Here is a 14,628-nt window from a genome sequence, read left to right on the forward strand (position 1 = left end):
CTATAGAGTTGCATCTACCTCGGCGCGGGTTGGCATGGCCGGCGCCGCGCCGGGACGGGTGACTTGCAGACCGGCGGCGGCGGTGGCCAACTCTAGCGCTTCCTTACGCTTCATCCCCTCAGACAGCGCAGCGGCGACCGTGCCGATAAAGCAATCTCCGGCGCCTGTTGTATCAACCGGCTCCACCTTACGGGCCGGGACATGGGTAACGCTGCCATCGCTCTGGTCGCGCCAGATCGCCCCATCGGCCCCGAGTGTTACGAGAACGTGGGGCACCGGGATTTCTGCGAGCGGCATCTGGTTGCGGCGCTCGAGTTCTTCACATTCGACCCGGTTCATCACGAGCAAGTCGATGTAGGGAAGCATTGCGCTAACGGCATCTGGCTCGAAGGGCGCGGCGGAAAAGATGACGAAGAGGTCTCTGTTCCGGCCGGATTTTGCGACATCCTCGATCAGCGGGGTCTCGTTTTGCAGCAGCAGGATGTCCCCCGATTGGGCTTCCTCCAGCGCGGCTTCCACCGCGTCCAGCGATTGCTCGGCGTTGGCCCCGCGCTGGATGACGATGGAGTTTTCTCCCGTAGGATCGACATAGATCACCGCGTGGCCGGTTTCCGCTTCGACCTTGCGGATACGAGATACATCAACCCCGTAGCCTTCAAGCTGGGCCAAAGACCAACCGTCGTCTTGCCCGACCGCGCCGATATGCACCGTTTTTGCGCCCGCGCGGGCGCAGGCGACGGATTGATTGGCCCCCTTGCCCCCAAGCCCGACGGAGTAGCGGGTGGCGGCCAGGGTTTCTCCCGGTGCGGGCATGTGGGGCACCTCGTGGATGAGGTCGCGGTTAATCGAGCCGAAGTTGTAAACGGTCACAGCGCTTTCCTGGCTATCCGATCTTGGCTGCGGCAAGCACAGCCATGTTGAGAATGTCGCTCGCGGTGGAGGTTGTCGAGCAGATCTGAATGGACTTGTCGATGCCGGTGAGAATTGGGCCGATCACCGTGGCTCCGGCCATTTCTTGCATCAGCTTGGTCGAGATCGAGGCGGAGTGGCGTGCAGGCACCACGAGGACGTTGGCCGGGCCACTCAAGCGGCAAAAGGGATAATTGGCCATCTGATCGGGGTTCATCGCCACATCGACCGTCATCTCGCCATCATACTCGAAATCGGCTCCGCGCGCATCGAGCACCTGTGGTGCCAGGTGCATCTTTTCTGCTCGTTCAGAAACAGGGTAGCCGAACGTTGAAAACGAGAGGAAGGCGACGCGTGGCTCAAGGCCGAGCGAGCGGGCGACGGCAGCACCGCGCTCGGCAATGGTGGCGAGATCTTCCTCATCGGGCCATTCATGCACCAGCGTATCGCCGATCAGCACGATCCGGCCGCGATGCAAAAGAGCGGTGACAGCAACAGCCCCGGCCTCTTGTGTGACGTCAAAGACGTTGCCGACAAGCTGCAACGCGTGGGCAGATTTGCGCGTGGCTCCTGTGACCAAACCGTCGCCGTGGCCATGGGCCAGCATGAGGGCGCCGAAGACGTGGCGATCGCGGGCGGCGAGGCGGTGGACATCCTGCTTGTCGATGCCTTTGCGTTGCAGGCGAGTGTAGAGAAACTCTTTGTAGGCATCGAGCTGCGTGGTGTTGGCAGCATTCACCACCTCCAGTTCGCGCACGGCATCGCCAAGCCCCGCCCCTTCGAGCCGCTCCTTCACATCTTCGGCGCGCCCAACAACCAAGGCCTTGCCGCAACCCTGCCGCTGATAGGCGACCGCCGCCCGCAGCACGCGAACATCATCGCCCTCGGCAAAGATCATCCGGGCCTGTGCATTGCGGGCGCGGGCGTGGATGGAGCGAAGGATGGAGGCTGTTGGGTCCATCCGGGCCTTAAGGTGCGCCTCGTAGCCCTCCATATCGACGATGGGGCGGCGGGCAACGCCGGTGTCCATGCCAGCGCGCGCGACAGCTGGGGGGACGATGTGGATCAGGCGGGGGTCAAACGGTGTGGGGATGATGTAATCCCGGCCAAAGGCGAGCTTTCGACCATAGGCCATGGCCACTTCGTCGGGCACATCGGCGCGGGCCAGCTCGGCGAGGGCCTCGGCGCAGGCAATCTTCATTTCGTCATTGATCGCACGTGCGTTGATATCGAGCGCGCCGCGGAAAAGGTAGGGGAAGCCGAGGACGTTGTTTACCTGGTTGGGGTAATCCGAGCGCCCGGTGGCGACGATGGCATCGGGTCGCACCTCGTGGGCCTCTTCCGGGGTGATCTCCGGGTCGGGGTTGGCCATGGCGAAGATGACCGGCTTGTCGGCCATGCTCATGACCATCTCTTGCGTTACCGCGCCCTTGGCCGACACGCCAAGAAACACATCTGCCCCTTCCATCGCGTCTTTCAGATCGCGCAGGTCGGTTTTGACGGCATGAGCCGATTTCCACTGGTTCATGCCCTCTGTGCGGCCTTGGTAGATGACGCCCTTGGTATCGCACATGATGCAGTTTTCGTGCTTTGCCCCCATGGATTTGAGCAGCTCTAGGCAAGCGATGCCCGCTGCGCCAGCGCCATTGAGGACGATGCGGACATCTTCGATTTTCTTGCCGGAGATGTGCAGCGCATTGATGAGGCCGGCGGCGCAGATCACGGCGGTGCCGTGCTGGTCGTCGTGGAACACCGGAATGTCCATCAACTCCTTGAGCTGCTGCTCGATGATGAAGCACTCGGGGGCCTTGATATCTTCAAGGTTGATGCCGCCGAAGGAGGGGCCCATCAGCTTGACGGCGTTGATGAACTCCTGCGCATCCTCGGTGTCGAGCTCAAGGTCGATCGAGTCGATGTCGGCGAAGCGCTTGAAGAGCACGGCCTTGCCCTCCATCACCGGCTTGGACGCCAACGCGCCGAGGTTGCCGAGGCCGAGGATGGCTGTGCCGTTGGAGATGACTGCGACGAGGTTGCCCTTGGAGGTGTAATCATAAGCCGCTGCCGGGTTTTCGGCGATGGCCTCAACCGGAACGGCCACGCCGGGCGAATAGGCCAGCGAAAGGTCGCGCTGGGTTGTCATCGCCACGGTGGCGTTGATCTCGAGCTTGCCGGGGCGCGGCTCAAGGTGAAAGTTCAACGCTTCTTCGGGCGTGATCCGTGATTTGGCCATGTTTCTTCTCCTCTGGCGTCCGTTGCGTAACCCGCTTGCGCACGGGCGTCTACCGGGGGTTTTGCCTTCCGGGCGCGGGGGCTATGGTCCGCCAGATCAGCGGACGGGGGCAAGAGTGAGTTCTGCGACAGTCACACCGATGATGGCGCAATACCTGGAGATCAAGGCAGATCAACCGGGTGCGCTGCTGTTTTACCGGATGGGCGACTTCTATGAGATGTTCTTCGACGACGCGGTGGCGGCCGCGGCGGCGCTGGATATTGCCCTGACCAAACGGGGAAAGCATGGCGGCGAAGACATTCCGATGTGCGGGGTGCCAGTGCATGCGGCAGAGAGCTACCTGCTGACCCTCATTCGCAAAGGCTTTCGGGTGGCCGTTTGTGAGCAGATGGAAAGCCCGGAAGAGGCAAAGAAGCGCGGCTACAAATCCGTGGTGCGGCGCGAGGTGGTGCGGCTGGTGACGCCGGGCACGCTGACCGAGGAAAGCCTGCTTGAGCCACGCCGCCACAACTTTCTGGCGGCCTATGCCGATGTGAGGGGCGAGGGCGCGCTGGCGTGGGTGGATATCTCCACCGGGGCCTTCCGCGTTGTGCCTTGCGGGCGCGAGATGCTGGGGCCTCAGCTGGCGCGGCTGACACCGCGAGAGGTGCTTGTAAGCGAGCGCGCAGAGGCGTTTCAGGCTGAAATAGTCTCTGATTTGGGCGCTGCGGCCACCTATGCATCCGCTGAGAGCTTTGACAGTGAAAGCGGCAGGGCCCGGCTGTGCGAGGCGCTTGGGGTAAAGACGCTGGATGCGTTTGGAAGCTTCGGGCGTGCCGAGCTTTCAGCGATGGGTGCGATCGTGGCCTATTTGGAGTTGACCCAGAAAGGCCAACTGCCGCTTCTGCGCCCGCCGGTGGCCGAGGACATGGGCGGGGTGATGCAGATTGACGCTGCGACCCGCAGAAACCTTGAGCTGACCCGCAGCCTGAGCGGAGGCCGGGACGGCAGCCTGATTGCAGCGATTGATCGGACGCTGACGGCGGGCGGCGGGCGGCTACTTGAGCGGCGCGTATCCTCGCCATCACGGAAGCTCTCCGAGGTGCATCGCAGGCTCGACACCGTGGAATGGGCACTGGATGCCGGGCTGCGGGCACGGCTGCGGGATGCGCTGCGGCGGGTGCCGGATATGGACCGCGCACTCTCGCGGCTGGCACTCGACCGGGGCGGACCCCGGGACTTGGCGGCCATTCGCAACGGGCTGACCCAGGCCGAGATCCTCGCGGGTTCGCTGGATGGAGAAGTGCCAGACCTTATTGCGGAAGCCGCGCAGGCGCTGCGGGGGCATGATGAACTGACCGACCTGCTGGACGCTGCGCTTGTAGCCGAACCTCCGCTCTTGGCGCGGGATGGCGGGTTTATCGCCTCCGGATACGATGCCGAGTTGGACGAGGTGCGCACGCTGCGTGACGAAGGGCGTGGGGTGATTGCACGGATGCAGGCCGAGTTTGTGGAGCAGACGGGCATTGCCGCGCTGAAGGTGAAGCACAACAATGTGCTGGGCTATTTCATCGAAACCACGGCGACCCATGCCGACAAGATGTTGAAGCCACCCCTCTCGGAGGTTTTCATTCATCGGCAGACCACGGCCAATGCCATTCGCTTTACCACGGTTGAGCTGAGCGAGTTGGAGACACGGATTTTGAATGCGGCGGGTCGTGTTCTGGAAATTGAAAAACGTCTCTATTCCGCCTTGAAAGAGGCCGTGTTGGACGCATCCGCTGCTGTTGGCGCGGCCGCACGGGCGCTATCTGAGCTGGATCTTTGCTGCGCGCTGGCTGACCTTGCCAGCGGTGAGGGCTGGGTGCGGCCGGCGGTGGATGATGGCCGGGCCTTCGACGTGGAGGGCGGTCGGCATCCGGTTGTCGAGGCGGCGTTGAGGCGCGAGGGCGGGCAGGCGTTTGTAGCCAATGATTGCGGGCTGTCGGATGGTGCCGAGGGAGCGCATATCTGGTTGCTCACCGGGCCGAACATGGCAGGTAAGTCGACCTTTTTGCGACAGAACGCGCTGATTGCGCTGTTGGCACAGGCGGGCAGCTTTGTGCCGGCACGGCGCGCGCATATCGGGATCGTTTCGAGCCTGTTTTCCCGCGTTGGTGCGGCAGATGACCTTGCCCGGGGGCGGTCGACCTTCATGGTGGAGATGGTGGAAACTGCCGCGATTTTGAATCAGGCGGACGACCGGAGCCTTGTTATCCTCGATGAGATCGGGCGCGGCACGGCCACTTATGACGGGCTGTCGATTGCCTGGGCAGTGATGGAACACCTTCATGACGTCAACGAAGCGCGTGCGCTGTTTGCCACCCACTACCATGAGATGACGGCGCTGAGTGCCAAACTCAAAGGGGCCGAGAACGCGACAGTCGCCGTTAAGGAATGGGAGGGAGATGTGATCTTTCTCCATGAGGTGCGGATGGGCGCGGCGGAAGCGAGCTATGGCGTGCAGGTCGCCAAGCTGGCCGGTCTGCCCGAGGCCGTGGTGACGCGCGCGCGGATGGTTTTGGAGCAGCTGGAGAAGGGCGAGCGTGAAGGGGGCGACAAGGCACGGCTGATTGACGATTTGCCGCTCTTTGCCGCAATGCCGAAACAAGCGTCGCCGCCGCCAAAAGTTGAGAGCGATGAGCTCAAGCAAAAGCTCGCCGGCGTATTGCCTGACGAGCTAACGCCCAAGGAGGCGCTTGACGTTATTTACGAATTGAAGCGGCTGGCAGAGTAAGGGCGGGACAGAACCCGCCCTACAGTGGTTAGCCGGGGTTGGAGCTGACGCCCACTTGCGCGGGCCGCAGCAGCCTATCGTAAAGCATGAAGCCCTCACCCGCGACTTGGATGATGTCGCCCTGCTTGGTTTCGGGCAGCGGCGCCTCGAACATGGCTTGGTGATGCTGCGGGTCGAACTTGTCGCCCACGGCGGGCGAAATCCGGGTGATGCCGTGCTTCTCGAAGATGTTGAGCAGCTCGCGCATTGTAAGCTCGACGCCTTCAATCAGGGCAGACATGCCCTCTCCCTTGCCGTCAGACCCACCGGCGGCCTCAAGGGCCCGCTTGAGGTTGTCGTAGACCGGCAGCATATCGCGGGCCAACTTGGAGCCGCCATACTGCTCGGCTTCTTTCCGGTCACGCTCGCCACGCTTGCGGGCGTTTTCGGCATCGGCCAGCGCGCGCATGAAGCGGTCGCGCATTTCATCACGTTCGGCGCGGAGAATTTCGACTTCGTCCATCTCAACCGCCTCTTCGCCACCCTCGGCGAGCGCGTCGATGTCGATCAACTCTTCCGGTTCCTGCTTGGAATCTGCCATGTTCTACCCTTTGCCTCGATCCGCGATCAGCTTTCCGACAAGCTGCGCGGTGTAATCCACGATTGGAACGATCCGGCCGTAGTTGAGCCGCGTGGGCCCGATGACCCCTACGGCGCCGATGATCTTCCGGTCGGCATTCATATATGGAGAAACGACCAAAGATGAACCGGAAAGTGAAAAAAGCTTGTTCTCGGAACCGATAAAAATGCGCACACCCTCGCCCTCATCGGTCAGTTCGAGAAATTCGGCGATGTCGCGCTTCCTTTCGAGGTCATCGAAGAGGGTGCGGATTCGATCCAGCTCTTCAGGCTCCGACTCAGCGAGAAGGTTGGCGCGGCCCCGGACAACGAGCCGTTCGTGCGGCTCGCCCTGAGCCTCCCAAATGGCTGTGCCCTCGGCCACAAGATCAGCGGCGAGCGCATCAATCTCCTGCCGCCGCGCACCAATTTCATGCTCGATGAGGCCGCGCATCTCGGAAAGGGAATGGCCCTCGGCAAAGGAGTTCAGGAAATTGGCAGCCTCGCGCATGGACGAGGGTGTTTGCCCCGGGGGCGGGGTGAACACGCGGTTTTCAACGTGGCCATCGGAGAACACCAGCACCACAAGCGCCCTGTCGGGGCCCAGTTGGACAAACTCGATGTGCTTGATCTCGGCTTCATGCTTTGGCGCAAGAACAAGGCTGGCAACCTGGGTGGTGCCTGAAAGGGCGGAGCCGACACGGGAGAGGAGTGAGGTGACATCGGTGGAGTTGCTGCCGAGCGTCGCGTCGATCTTCTCGCGGTCGTCGACGCCAAGGTCGCGCACTTCGAGCAGGCCATCGACGAACATGCGAAGGCCCTGTTGGGTGGGTATACGGCCGGCAGAGACGTGGGGGCTGTTCAGCAGCCCAAGATATTCCAGATCCTGCATCACGTTTCGGATGGTGGCCGCAGAGACCTTTTCTTCAAGCACGCGCGTGAGCGTACGGGAGCCGACCGGCTCACCGGTTGCCAAATAGCTCTCGACCACCCGGCGGAACACCTCGCGGGAGCGGTCGTTCATTTCTTCCAGAAGTTTCGCCGCATCGTTCATGGGGTTTAGATAGGGATGCTAGGCGGAGAAGGTCAATCTTGCTTGCGTCCACGAGCCGGGAAGGCCAAGACGGGGACGACCCAAGAGGAGGACTTGAAATGCGCCCTTCCGGCCGCGCTCTGAGCGACATGCGCCCGATCTCGATTGAAACTGACATCACCCGCTATGCGGAAGGCTCTTGCCTGATCAAATGCGGTGAGACCCAAGTTATTTGCACCGCAACCGTTGAGGAGCGTGTGCCCCCTTTCTTGAAGAACAGCGGCAAAGGCTGGTTGACGGCGGAATACGGGATGCTGCCGCGCGCGACCCACAGCCGGATGCGGCGAGAGGCCAAGAACGGCCAGAGCGGAAGAACGCAGGAAATTCAAAGACTTATCGGTCGATCCCTGCGCGCAGGCGTTGATTTTCAGGCGCTGGGCGAGCGGCAGATCCAGATCGACTGTGACGTGATTCAGGCTGACGGCGGCACGCGCTGCGCCTCTATCACCGGCGGTTGGGTGGCACTCAAGCTGGCTGTGCAGAAACTGATGAAGGCCGGGCTCGTTACAATTGACCCGATGCTGGACCACGTGGCAGCAGTGAGCTGCGGCATTTACGCCGGGCAACCAGTGGTGGACCTCGACTATGCGGAAGACAGCGAAGCCGGGACCGATGGAAATTTTGTGATGACGGGTGGCGGCAAGTTGATCGAAGTGCAGGCCAGCGCCGAGGGTGCAACCTTTGCCCGGTCCGAGATGGATGCGCTGATGGACCTTGCCGAAGCCGGAGTGGCTGAGCTTGTAACGGCGCAGAAGGCCGCAGTGGGGGGCTGAGCCTTGCGCAGGTTTGACGGCAATAAATTGGTGATCGCCACGCATAACGCGGGGAAGTTGCGGGAGATCTCCTCGCTTCTTGCGCCCTATGACGTGGAGGTGACCAGCGCGGGCGAGCTTGGGCTGGCTGAGCCCGAAGAAACCGAGGCGACCTTTGTTGGCAATGCCCGGATCAAGGCGCATTTTGCCGCCAAAGAGAGCGGGCTGCCGGCGCTTGCCGACGATAGCGGGATTGAGGTTGATGCACTGGGTGGGCGGCCCGGTGTGTATACTGCTGACTGGGCCGAAACGCCGAATGGCCGAGACTTTACGCTGGCGATGACCCGTGTTTGGGAAGAATGCGAGGGTATCTCCGCCCCTGAGCCTCGGGTTGCCCGCTTTCGTGCCACGCTCTGCCTCGCTTGGCCGGATGGGCACGACGAGGTGTTTGAGGGTGCGGCGGAAGGCCGGTTGGTTTGGCCGATGCGCGGGACGAACGGGTTTGGCTTTGATCCGATGTTCTTGCCGGACGGCCAGAGACAAACCTTTGGCGAAATGACCCCAGAGCAAAAGGCTCCACTTACGCATAGGACGGCAGCGTTTGAAAAGCTCGTTGCAGGCTGCTTTGCGCGCTGATTGGCAGAACGGGGGCTTTGGGCTCTACATTCATTGGCCGTATTGCGCCGCCAAGTGCCCCTACTGCGACTTCAACTCCCATGTTTCTGCCCAGATCGACCACTCCGCCTGGAGAGAGGCTTACGTTCGGGAAATTGCGCGCGTTGGAGCCGAAACAGAGGGGCGCGTGCTCAACTCTGTCTACTTCGGCGGCGGAACACCATCGCTTATGGAGCCAGAGACCGTTGCGGCGATACTTGCAGAAATCGGGCGCTATTGGCCACGCGCGAACGATCTGGAGATCACGCTTGAGGCCAACCCTTCATCTGTCGAGGCACGGCGCTTTGCGGGCTATGCAGAAGCCGGGGTGAACCGGGTTTCGCTTGGGATCCAGTCGCTGCGAGATGGAGACTTGCGGGCATTGGGGCGCTTGCATGATGTCGCGCAGGCAAAGGCGGCGCTGGACGTTGCGAAGGCGCATTTTGGGCGTGTGAGCTTTGATTTGATCTATGCGCGGCAACATCAGCAACTTGAGGGGTGGAGAGAAGAACTTTCGGAAGCGCTGGACATGGCCGCGGATCACCTCTCGCTTTATCAGCTAACGATTGAGCCCGGCACAGCCTTTGGCGACCGCTACGCCATTGGGAGGCTCGGGGGGTTGCCCGATGATGACCTGGGCGCCGATATGTTTGAGCTGACCCAAGAAATGACGAAGGCGGCAGGGTTTGAGGCCTATGAAGTCTCTAACCATGCACTAAATGGCTCCTTTTCGCGGCATAATCTGGTGTATTGGCGCTATGGGGACTACGTCGGGATTGGCCCCGGAGCGCATGGTCGGCTGACGCTTGCGGGCCGGAAATATGCGACAGTCGCAACATCCGCACCGCTGGCGTGGTTACAGCTGCAGGCGGAGGACAGCGCAGAGGCGCGGGAAGCGCTGACCGGCTCGGAGCAGGCGTCAGAGTATTTGATGATGGGGCTGCGGATTGATGAAGGCGTTTCTCTGTCGCGCTATGCTGCCATGGCCGGCGAGCCCCTTGATGATCAGCGTATTGCCCAGCTTACAGAGGATGGGTTGATTTGGCTGGAAGCTGGCAACATCCGAGCCACGCAGCGCGGTAGGATGGTGCTGAATGCGGTTATTCGTGAGTTGATGGTTTAGATGCGGATGCTTTGGGCAGCGGCGGGCGCGGTGAGCCTGATGCTCGGCGTGATCGGAATTGTGCTGCCCTTATTGCCCACAGTGCCCTTTGTTCTTCTAGCGGCTTTCTGCTTTGCCAGATCGTCCGAGAAACTGCACGATTGGCTGCTGGCACACCGAACCTTTGGGCCGATGATCGTGGATTGGCGAAGAAACGGGGCCATACATCGGCGGGCAAAACTGGCTGCAACCGCGTCTGTTGGGCTCGTTTTTGTAGTGTCTTTGGTACTTCAGCTGCCTGCGCATGTCCTGCTGATACAGGCCATCACACTCAGCGGGGTGATGGTGTTTATCTGGACACGTCCAGAGGCGTAGCAGATAGAACGCGGCAAAGGGCATCCAGATCGTCGAGGTCTCGGTAGGCGATCGAAAGCCGGCCCTTGCCCGAAGCATCATGCTCGATTGCGACCTTGAGGCCGAGATTGGCGGCCAGGTCCGCTTCAAGTGCGCGCGTGTCGGCGTCTTTTTCGGGTTTCGGGGCCTTGGAAGCGGGTTTTTTGCCGTTTTTGGCCAGTTGCTCCGTTTGGCGAACGGACAGCCCTTTTTGCACAACCTGCCTTGCCAGCTCGGAAGGATTATCTGCCGTGATCAGCGCACGGGCGTGGCCGGATGACAGGCGGCCGTCGCGCAGCAACAGCTGCACATCTTCAGGAAGTTGCAAAAGGCGCATCAGGTTGGCGACATGGCTGCGGCTTTTTCCAAGCGCGTGGGCGAGGTGCTCTTGCGTGTGGCCGAACCTGTCGACCAGCTGCCGATAGCCCTGGGCTTCATCAATCGGGTTGAGATCTTCGCGCTGAACGTTTTCGATGATCGCAACTTCGAGGACTTCTTCATCGGTGAACTCACGGATGATGACCGGCACTTCGTGCAATTTGGCCATCTGTGCCGCACGCCAGCGCCGCTCCCCCGCAACGATCTGATAAATATCTGATTTTACAGGGTCTTTACGGACAATCAGAGGCTGGATGATGCCGCGCTCTTGGATGGAGTTGGCCAGCTCCTGTAGCGGCTCCATCTCGAAATCGCGACGCGGCTGGTCCGGGTTGGGCTCGACCTGTTCAATCGGCAAGCGGCGCTCTGTGCCGGTGGGAGCCGCGGTTTGGTCTTCCTTGGGTGCTACATCCGCCATAAGGGCCGACAGTCCACGACCGAGACCTCTCTTCTTTTCAGCCATTGCTCGCTTCCTTTTTTATTGTGCAGGCCGCCCGAGCAGCTCTTTTGCGAGATCACGGTAGGCGACGCTGCCCTTGGACGTTGGGTCATAATCGAGCACCGGCATAGCAAAGCTGGGCGCTTCGCTGACTCGCACATTTCTGGGTATGCGGGTTTGGTAGACGAGATCGCCGAGGGCTTCGCGGGCGTCATCGTCAACCTGTTGAGAGAGGTTGTTTCGAGAATCGAACATCGTCAGCACAACCCCCTCGATCCGGAGGTTCGGGTTGGCGGTTTCGCGGACTTCCCTAAGGGTCAGCATAAGCTGAGAAAGGCCTTCAAGCGCATAGAATTCCGACTGCAAGGGCACGAGAACGGAATCTGCCGCGATCATCGCGTTTACCGTCAGAAGGTTTAGTGAAGGCGGGCAGTCGATGAGGATGAAATCGAGCGAGTAGCGGTCTATCTCGGGCTGCCGAAGGGCATCGTGCAGCAGGTGGCTGCGCCGCTCGTTGGCTACCAGTTCGATATCAGCAGAGCTGAGGTCGGTGGTGGAGGGGGCGAGAAGGAGGTTTTCGACGTCGGTTGCCAGAATGACTTCTCGCAGTGGTGCGTCATCCAGAATCAGATCGTAGGTGGTTTTCGTTCTGTCAGCTGGCTCAACGCCTAGGCCGGTGGACGCATTCCCCTGCGGATCAAGGTCGACGATGAGCACGGCCTTGCCTTCCGCCGCGAGCGCGGCGCCAAGGTTGATTGCCGTGGTCGTCTTTCCAACGCCACCCTTCTGATTGGCAACGGCGATGATTTTAGGTGCCTTGGGACGGCTGAGGTCAGACACGGGAGATGTTTCCTATGGTGAGAAGGGCGCCGGATGGATCGGTTTCGCTGGGATGTTTTTGAACGTCAAAGTTCCAGTTTTCAAGCGCCTTCGCGATCTCTGTCTCATGTTGCGCACCCTTGAGGAAAAGCGCCTTTCCGTCAGGAGCCAAGTGCTGGTCTGCGAAGGAGAGAAGGGTGGTTAAGGGGGCCATTGCGCGGGCGGAAAGGACTTGAGCGCTGCGCGATGGGAGCGACTCGGCGCGGTTTGCGTGTATCTGTGCCGAAACGCCGGTTTCTCGCAGGACAGTGCTGAGAAATGTGCACTTGCGTTGATCAGATTCGATGAATTCAAAGGTAAGGTCTGGTGATGTTTCGTGGGCGATAATTGCGCAAACCAGCCCTGGAAAGCCGCCGCCGGTGCCGATGTCGACCCAGAGCCCGCTGTGCCCGGCGTGTTTGAGAACTTGGGCGGAGTCCATAAAATGGCGGGCCCAGAGATCCGGTAGGGTTGCGGGTGCGACTAGGTTGATAGCCTTGTTCCACTTCACTAGAAGATTGGCGTAGGTGTCGAGCCGCTGCGATGTTTCACGTGAAACATCGAGGCGCGACAGGACGGCATCACGATCGTTCAAGAGACTTTCCGTTTTTCGGCGCGCCGCAAGTGGGCAAGGATCAACCCAAGCGCGGCGGGTGTCATACCACCAATCCGCGCGGCCTGACCTAGCGAGGCGGGGCGGGCGGCATTGAGCTTCGCCTTTAGCTCATTGGACAGGCCCTGAAGGGCATCGTAGCTGAAATCACCCGGTATTTTGCGGTTCTCATCCCGTTCCAACGCAGCCACGTCCTGCTCTTGGCGCGCGATGTAATTTTGATAGAGCGCGTCTCGCTCGACCTGCGTGGCGATGCTGGGTGCAATGTTGCTGAGTTCCGAAGCGCTTTCTTGCAGCTTGGCCATGCTCGCATCTGGCAAACCCAAAGCCTCCAAGCCATTCCTGCGCGGGCCGTCAGAGTTTACACGGACGCCGAGGCTGGAGAGTTCGCGGGATGTGAACTCGAGGCTAGATAGGGTGGATTGGGCATCCATCAGCGCTTCGGTCTTTGTATTGAAGGCACGGGTTCGTTCTTCTCCAACGCATCCAAGCGCAATTCCAATGGGCGTGAGGCGTTGATCCGCGTTATCCGCCCGAAGGGACAGGCGAAACTCGGCGCGAGAAGTAAACATCCGATAGGGCTCGGCAACGCCTTGCGTTGTCAGGTCGTCAATCATGACGCCGATGTAGGATTCTGCCCGGCTGAAGGTGATTGGATCCTTCTCTTGGGCGCGGTGAGCAGCGTTGAGCCCGGCGACGAGGCCTTGCGCGGCTGCCTCTTCATAGCCGGTGGTGCCGTTGATCTGGCCTGCGAGGAACAGGTTGCTCAGAGCGCGTAGCTCCAAGGAGGAGGTGAGTGCGCGCGGGTCAATGTAATCATATTCAATCGCATAGCCCGGCTGCAGGATTTTCACCTGTTCGAGGCCGACGATCGAGCGCACGTAGGCTTCTTGCACGTTTTCGGGCAGGGAGGTGGAGATGCCGTTTGGATAGATGGTTGGGTCGTCTAAACCTTCTGGCTCCAAGAAGATTTGGTGTGAGTCCTTGGTGGAAAACCGTGTGACCTTATCCTCAATCGAAGGGCAGTAGCGCGGCCCAACACCCTCGATATGGCCGCCATACATGGCGCTGCGGTGCAGGTTTTCGGTAATGATTTGGTGGGTTTGAGGATTAGTGTAGGTGATCCCGCAAGAAACCTGCCGGGCCTTTGGGGCGTCGGACAGGAAGGAGAAGAGCGTTGGGCTTTCGTCGCCGGGCTGATCCTCAAGGCCTTCCCAATTGATCGTTCGGCCATCAAGGCGCGGGGGTGTTCCGGTTTTGAGACGGCCCAGTGGGAGAGAGAGGCTGGCGAGTTGGTCGGCGAGAAGCTGAGAACGCTCTGCGCCCATCCGACCCCCCGGGTAGGATTTGTCGCCAATGTGGATGGTGCCGCGTAGGAAGGTGCCGGTGGTGAGCACCACGGCGCTGGCATGCAGCTCGGAGCCATCCCCCAACAGGACGCCGTTAACGGTCGTGCCCTCTAGGAGAAGGCCGGAAACTTCGGCTTCGATCACGCGCAAGCCGGGTGTGTCTGCGATCGCAGCTCCCATGGCTTGCCGATAGAGCTTGCGGTCGGCTTGCGCTCTCGGCCCTTGGACTGCGGGGCCCTTCTTGCGGTTCAAGAGGCGAAACTGGATTCCGGCGGCATCTGCAACACGACCCATCAGGCCATCCAAGGCGTCAATCTCGCGAACGAGGTGACCTTTACCCAAACCGCCAATCGCCGGATTGCATGACATCACGCCCAGATCGTTGGCCCGGAGAGTTACCAAGGCCGTGGCTGCCCCCATGCGCGCGGCGGCATGGGCAGCGTCAGCACCTGCATGCCCACCACCAACAACAATGACATCAAAGTCATGTTTCACGTGAAACACTC

Annotated in this window: 13 protein-coding genes; 5 read left to right on the plus strand and 8 right to left on the minus strand. The window is 60.9% G+C overall.

The features are described from left to right. Both FHY55_RS01430 and FHY55_RS01435 read right to left on the minus strand, forming a co-directional pair. Window positions 1-870 carry a ribokinase gene (locus tag FHY55_RS01430; RefSeq protein ID WP_140012494.1) on the minus strand — a complete coding sequence of 290 codons (870 nt, stop codon included), beginning with the start codon at window positions 868-870 and terminating at the stop codon, window positions 1-3. Between the two features lie 13 nt (window positions 871-883). Further along, window positions 884-3,139 (minus strand): NADP-dependent malic enzyme, encoded by a 2,256-nt coding sequence (locus FHY55_RS01435; RefSeq protein ID WP_140012495.1) that lies wholly within the window; start codon window positions 3,137-3,139, stop codon window positions 884-886. A 139-nt stretch (window positions 3,140-3,278) separates the two neighbouring features. Here FHY55_RS01435 and mutS point away from each other — a divergent pair, with 139 nt between their 5' ends. Next, window positions 3,279-5,894 (plus strand): DNA mismatch repair protein MutS, encoded by a 2,616-nt coding sequence (gene mutS, locus FHY55_RS01440; protein ID WP_140015955.1) that lies wholly within the window; start codon window positions 3,279-3,281, stop codon window positions 5,892-5,894. A 28-nt stretch (window positions 5,895-5,922) separates the two neighbouring features. Here mutS and FHY55_RS01445 read toward each other — a convergent pair whose 3' ends face one another. After that, window positions 5,923-6,474 carry a nucleotide exchange factor GrpE gene (locus FHY55_RS01445; RefSeq protein WP_140012496.1) on the minus strand — a complete coding sequence of 184 codons (552 nt, stop codon included), beginning with the start codon at window positions 6,472-6,474 and terminating at the stop codon, window positions 5,923-5,925. 3 nt (window positions 6,475-6,477) lie between these two features. Beyond that, window positions 6,478-7,545 carry a heat-inducible transcriptional repressor HrcA gene (gene hrcA / locus FHY55_RS01450; RefSeq protein ID WP_140012497.1) on the minus strand — a complete coding sequence of 356 codons (1,068 nt, stop codon included), beginning with the start codon at window positions 7,543-7,545 and terminating at the stop codon, window positions 6,478-6,480. Between the two features lie 98 nt (window positions 7,546-7,643). Between hrcA and rph the strand changes: the two genes are divergently transcribed. Genes rph through FHY55_RS01470 form a run of 4 tightly spaced genes read left to right on the plus strand, consistent with a single transcriptional unit; the run spans window position 7,644 to window position 10,467 of the window. Then, window positions 7,644-8,357, plus strand: a complete 714-nt coding sequence (gene rph, locus FHY55_RS01455; RefSeq protein ID WP_140012498.1) for a ribonuclease PH — start codon at window positions 7,644-7,646, stop codon at window positions 8,355-8,357. 3 nt (window positions 8,358-8,360) lie between these two features. Beyond that, a complete protein-coding gene (gene rdgB, locus FHY55_RS01460) occupies window positions 8,361-8,972 on the plus strand; it encodes an RdgB/HAM1 family non-canonical purine NTP pyrophosphatase (protein WP_140012499.1) in 612 nt (203 codons plus the stop codon). Then, window positions 8,938-10,113, plus strand: a complete 1,176-nt coding sequence (gene hemW, locus FHY55_RS01465) for a radical SAM family heme chaperone HemW (protein ID WP_254695389.1) — start codon at window positions 8,938-8,940, stop codon at window positions 10,111-10,113. The genes rdgB and hemW overlap by 35 nt, the downstream gene beginning before the upstream one ends. Further along, window positions 10,114-10,467 carry a YbaN family protein gene (locus FHY55_RS01470; protein ID WP_140012500.1) on the plus strand — a complete coding sequence of 118 codons (354 nt, stop codon included), beginning with the start codon at window positions 10,114-10,116 and terminating at the stop codon, window positions 10,465-10,467. Here the strand turns inward: FHY55_RS01470 and FHY55_RS01475 are convergent. The 4 genes from FHY55_RS01475 to mnmG are packed head-to-tail and all read right to left on the minus strand — an operon-like array spanning window position 10,442 to window position 14,617. Beyond that, window positions 10,442-11,326: a ParB/RepB/Spo0J family partition protein gene (locus FHY55_RS01475; protein WP_140012501.1), complete on the minus strand. Its 885-nt coding sequence runs from the start codon at window positions 11,324-11,326 to the stop codon at window positions 10,442-10,444. The genes FHY55_RS01470 and FHY55_RS01475 overlap by 26 nt on opposite strands. A 15-nt stretch (window positions 11,327-11,341) precedes the next feature. Then, the gene (locus FHY55_RS01480) at window positions 11,342-12,142 is read right to left on the minus strand and encodes a ParA family protein (RefSeq protein WP_140012502.1); all 801 of its coding nucleotides are present in this window, start codon (window positions 12,140-12,142) and stop codon (window positions 11,342-11,344) included. Continuing rightward, on the minus strand, window positions 12,135-12,755 hold the full coding sequence (gene rsmG / locus FHY55_RS01485; protein ID WP_254695390.1) for a 16S rRNA (guanine(527)-N(7))-methyltransferase RsmG: 621 nt from the start codon (window positions 12,753-12,755) through the stop codon (window positions 12,135-12,137). The genes FHY55_RS01480 and rsmG overlap by 8 nt, the downstream gene beginning before the upstream one ends. Further along, the gene (mnmG, locus tag FHY55_RS01490) at window positions 12,752-14,617 is read right to left on the minus strand and encodes a tRNA uridine-5-carboxymethylaminomethyl(34) synthesis enzyme MnmG (protein WP_140012503.1); all 1,866 of its coding nucleotides are present in this window, start codon (window positions 14,615-14,617) and stop codon (window positions 12,752-12,754) included. Before mnmG ends, rsmG begins: the two co-directional genes overlap by 4 nt. Window positions 14,618-14,628: the final 11 nt, after the last annotated feature.

It is taken from the genome of Oceanicola sp. D3 (genome assembly GCF_006351965.1).
Lineage (GTDB): Bacteria > Pseudomonadota > Alphaproteobacteria > Rhodobacterales > Rhodobacteraceae > Vannielia.

What these genes read in the sequence shown, in the direction of transcription:
- hrcA (WP_140012497.1), bottom strand. Translation starts at nt 7,545, where the DNA reads ATGAACGATGCGGCGAAACTTCTGGAAGAAATGAACGACCGCTCCCGC.
- FHY55_RS01435 (WP_140012495.1), bottom strand. Translation starts at nt 3,139, where the DNA reads ATGGCCAAATCACGGATCACGCCCGAAGAAGCGTTGAACTTTCACCTT.
- FHY55_RS01475 (WP_140012501.1), bottom strand. Translation starts at nt 11,326, where the DNA reads ATGGCTGAAAAGAAGAGAGGTCTCGGTCGTGGACTGTCGGCCCTTATG.
- FHY55_RS01470 (WP_140012500.1), top strand. Translation starts at nt 10,114, where the DNA reads ATGCGGATGCTTTGGGCAGCGGCGGGCGCGGTGAGCCTGATGCTCGGC.
- mutS (WP_140015955.1), top strand. Translation starts at nt 3,279, where the DNA reads ATGATGGCGCAATACCTGGAGATCAAGGCAGATCAACCGGGTGCGCTG.
- FHY55_RS01445 (WP_140012496.1), bottom strand. Translation starts at nt 6,474, where the DNA reads ATGGCAGATTCCAAGCAGGAACCGGAAGAGTTGATCGACATCGACGCG.
- rph (WP_140012498.1), top strand. Translation starts at nt 7,644, where the DNA reads ATGCGCCCTTCCGGCCGCGCTCTGAGCGACATGCGCCCGATCTCGATT.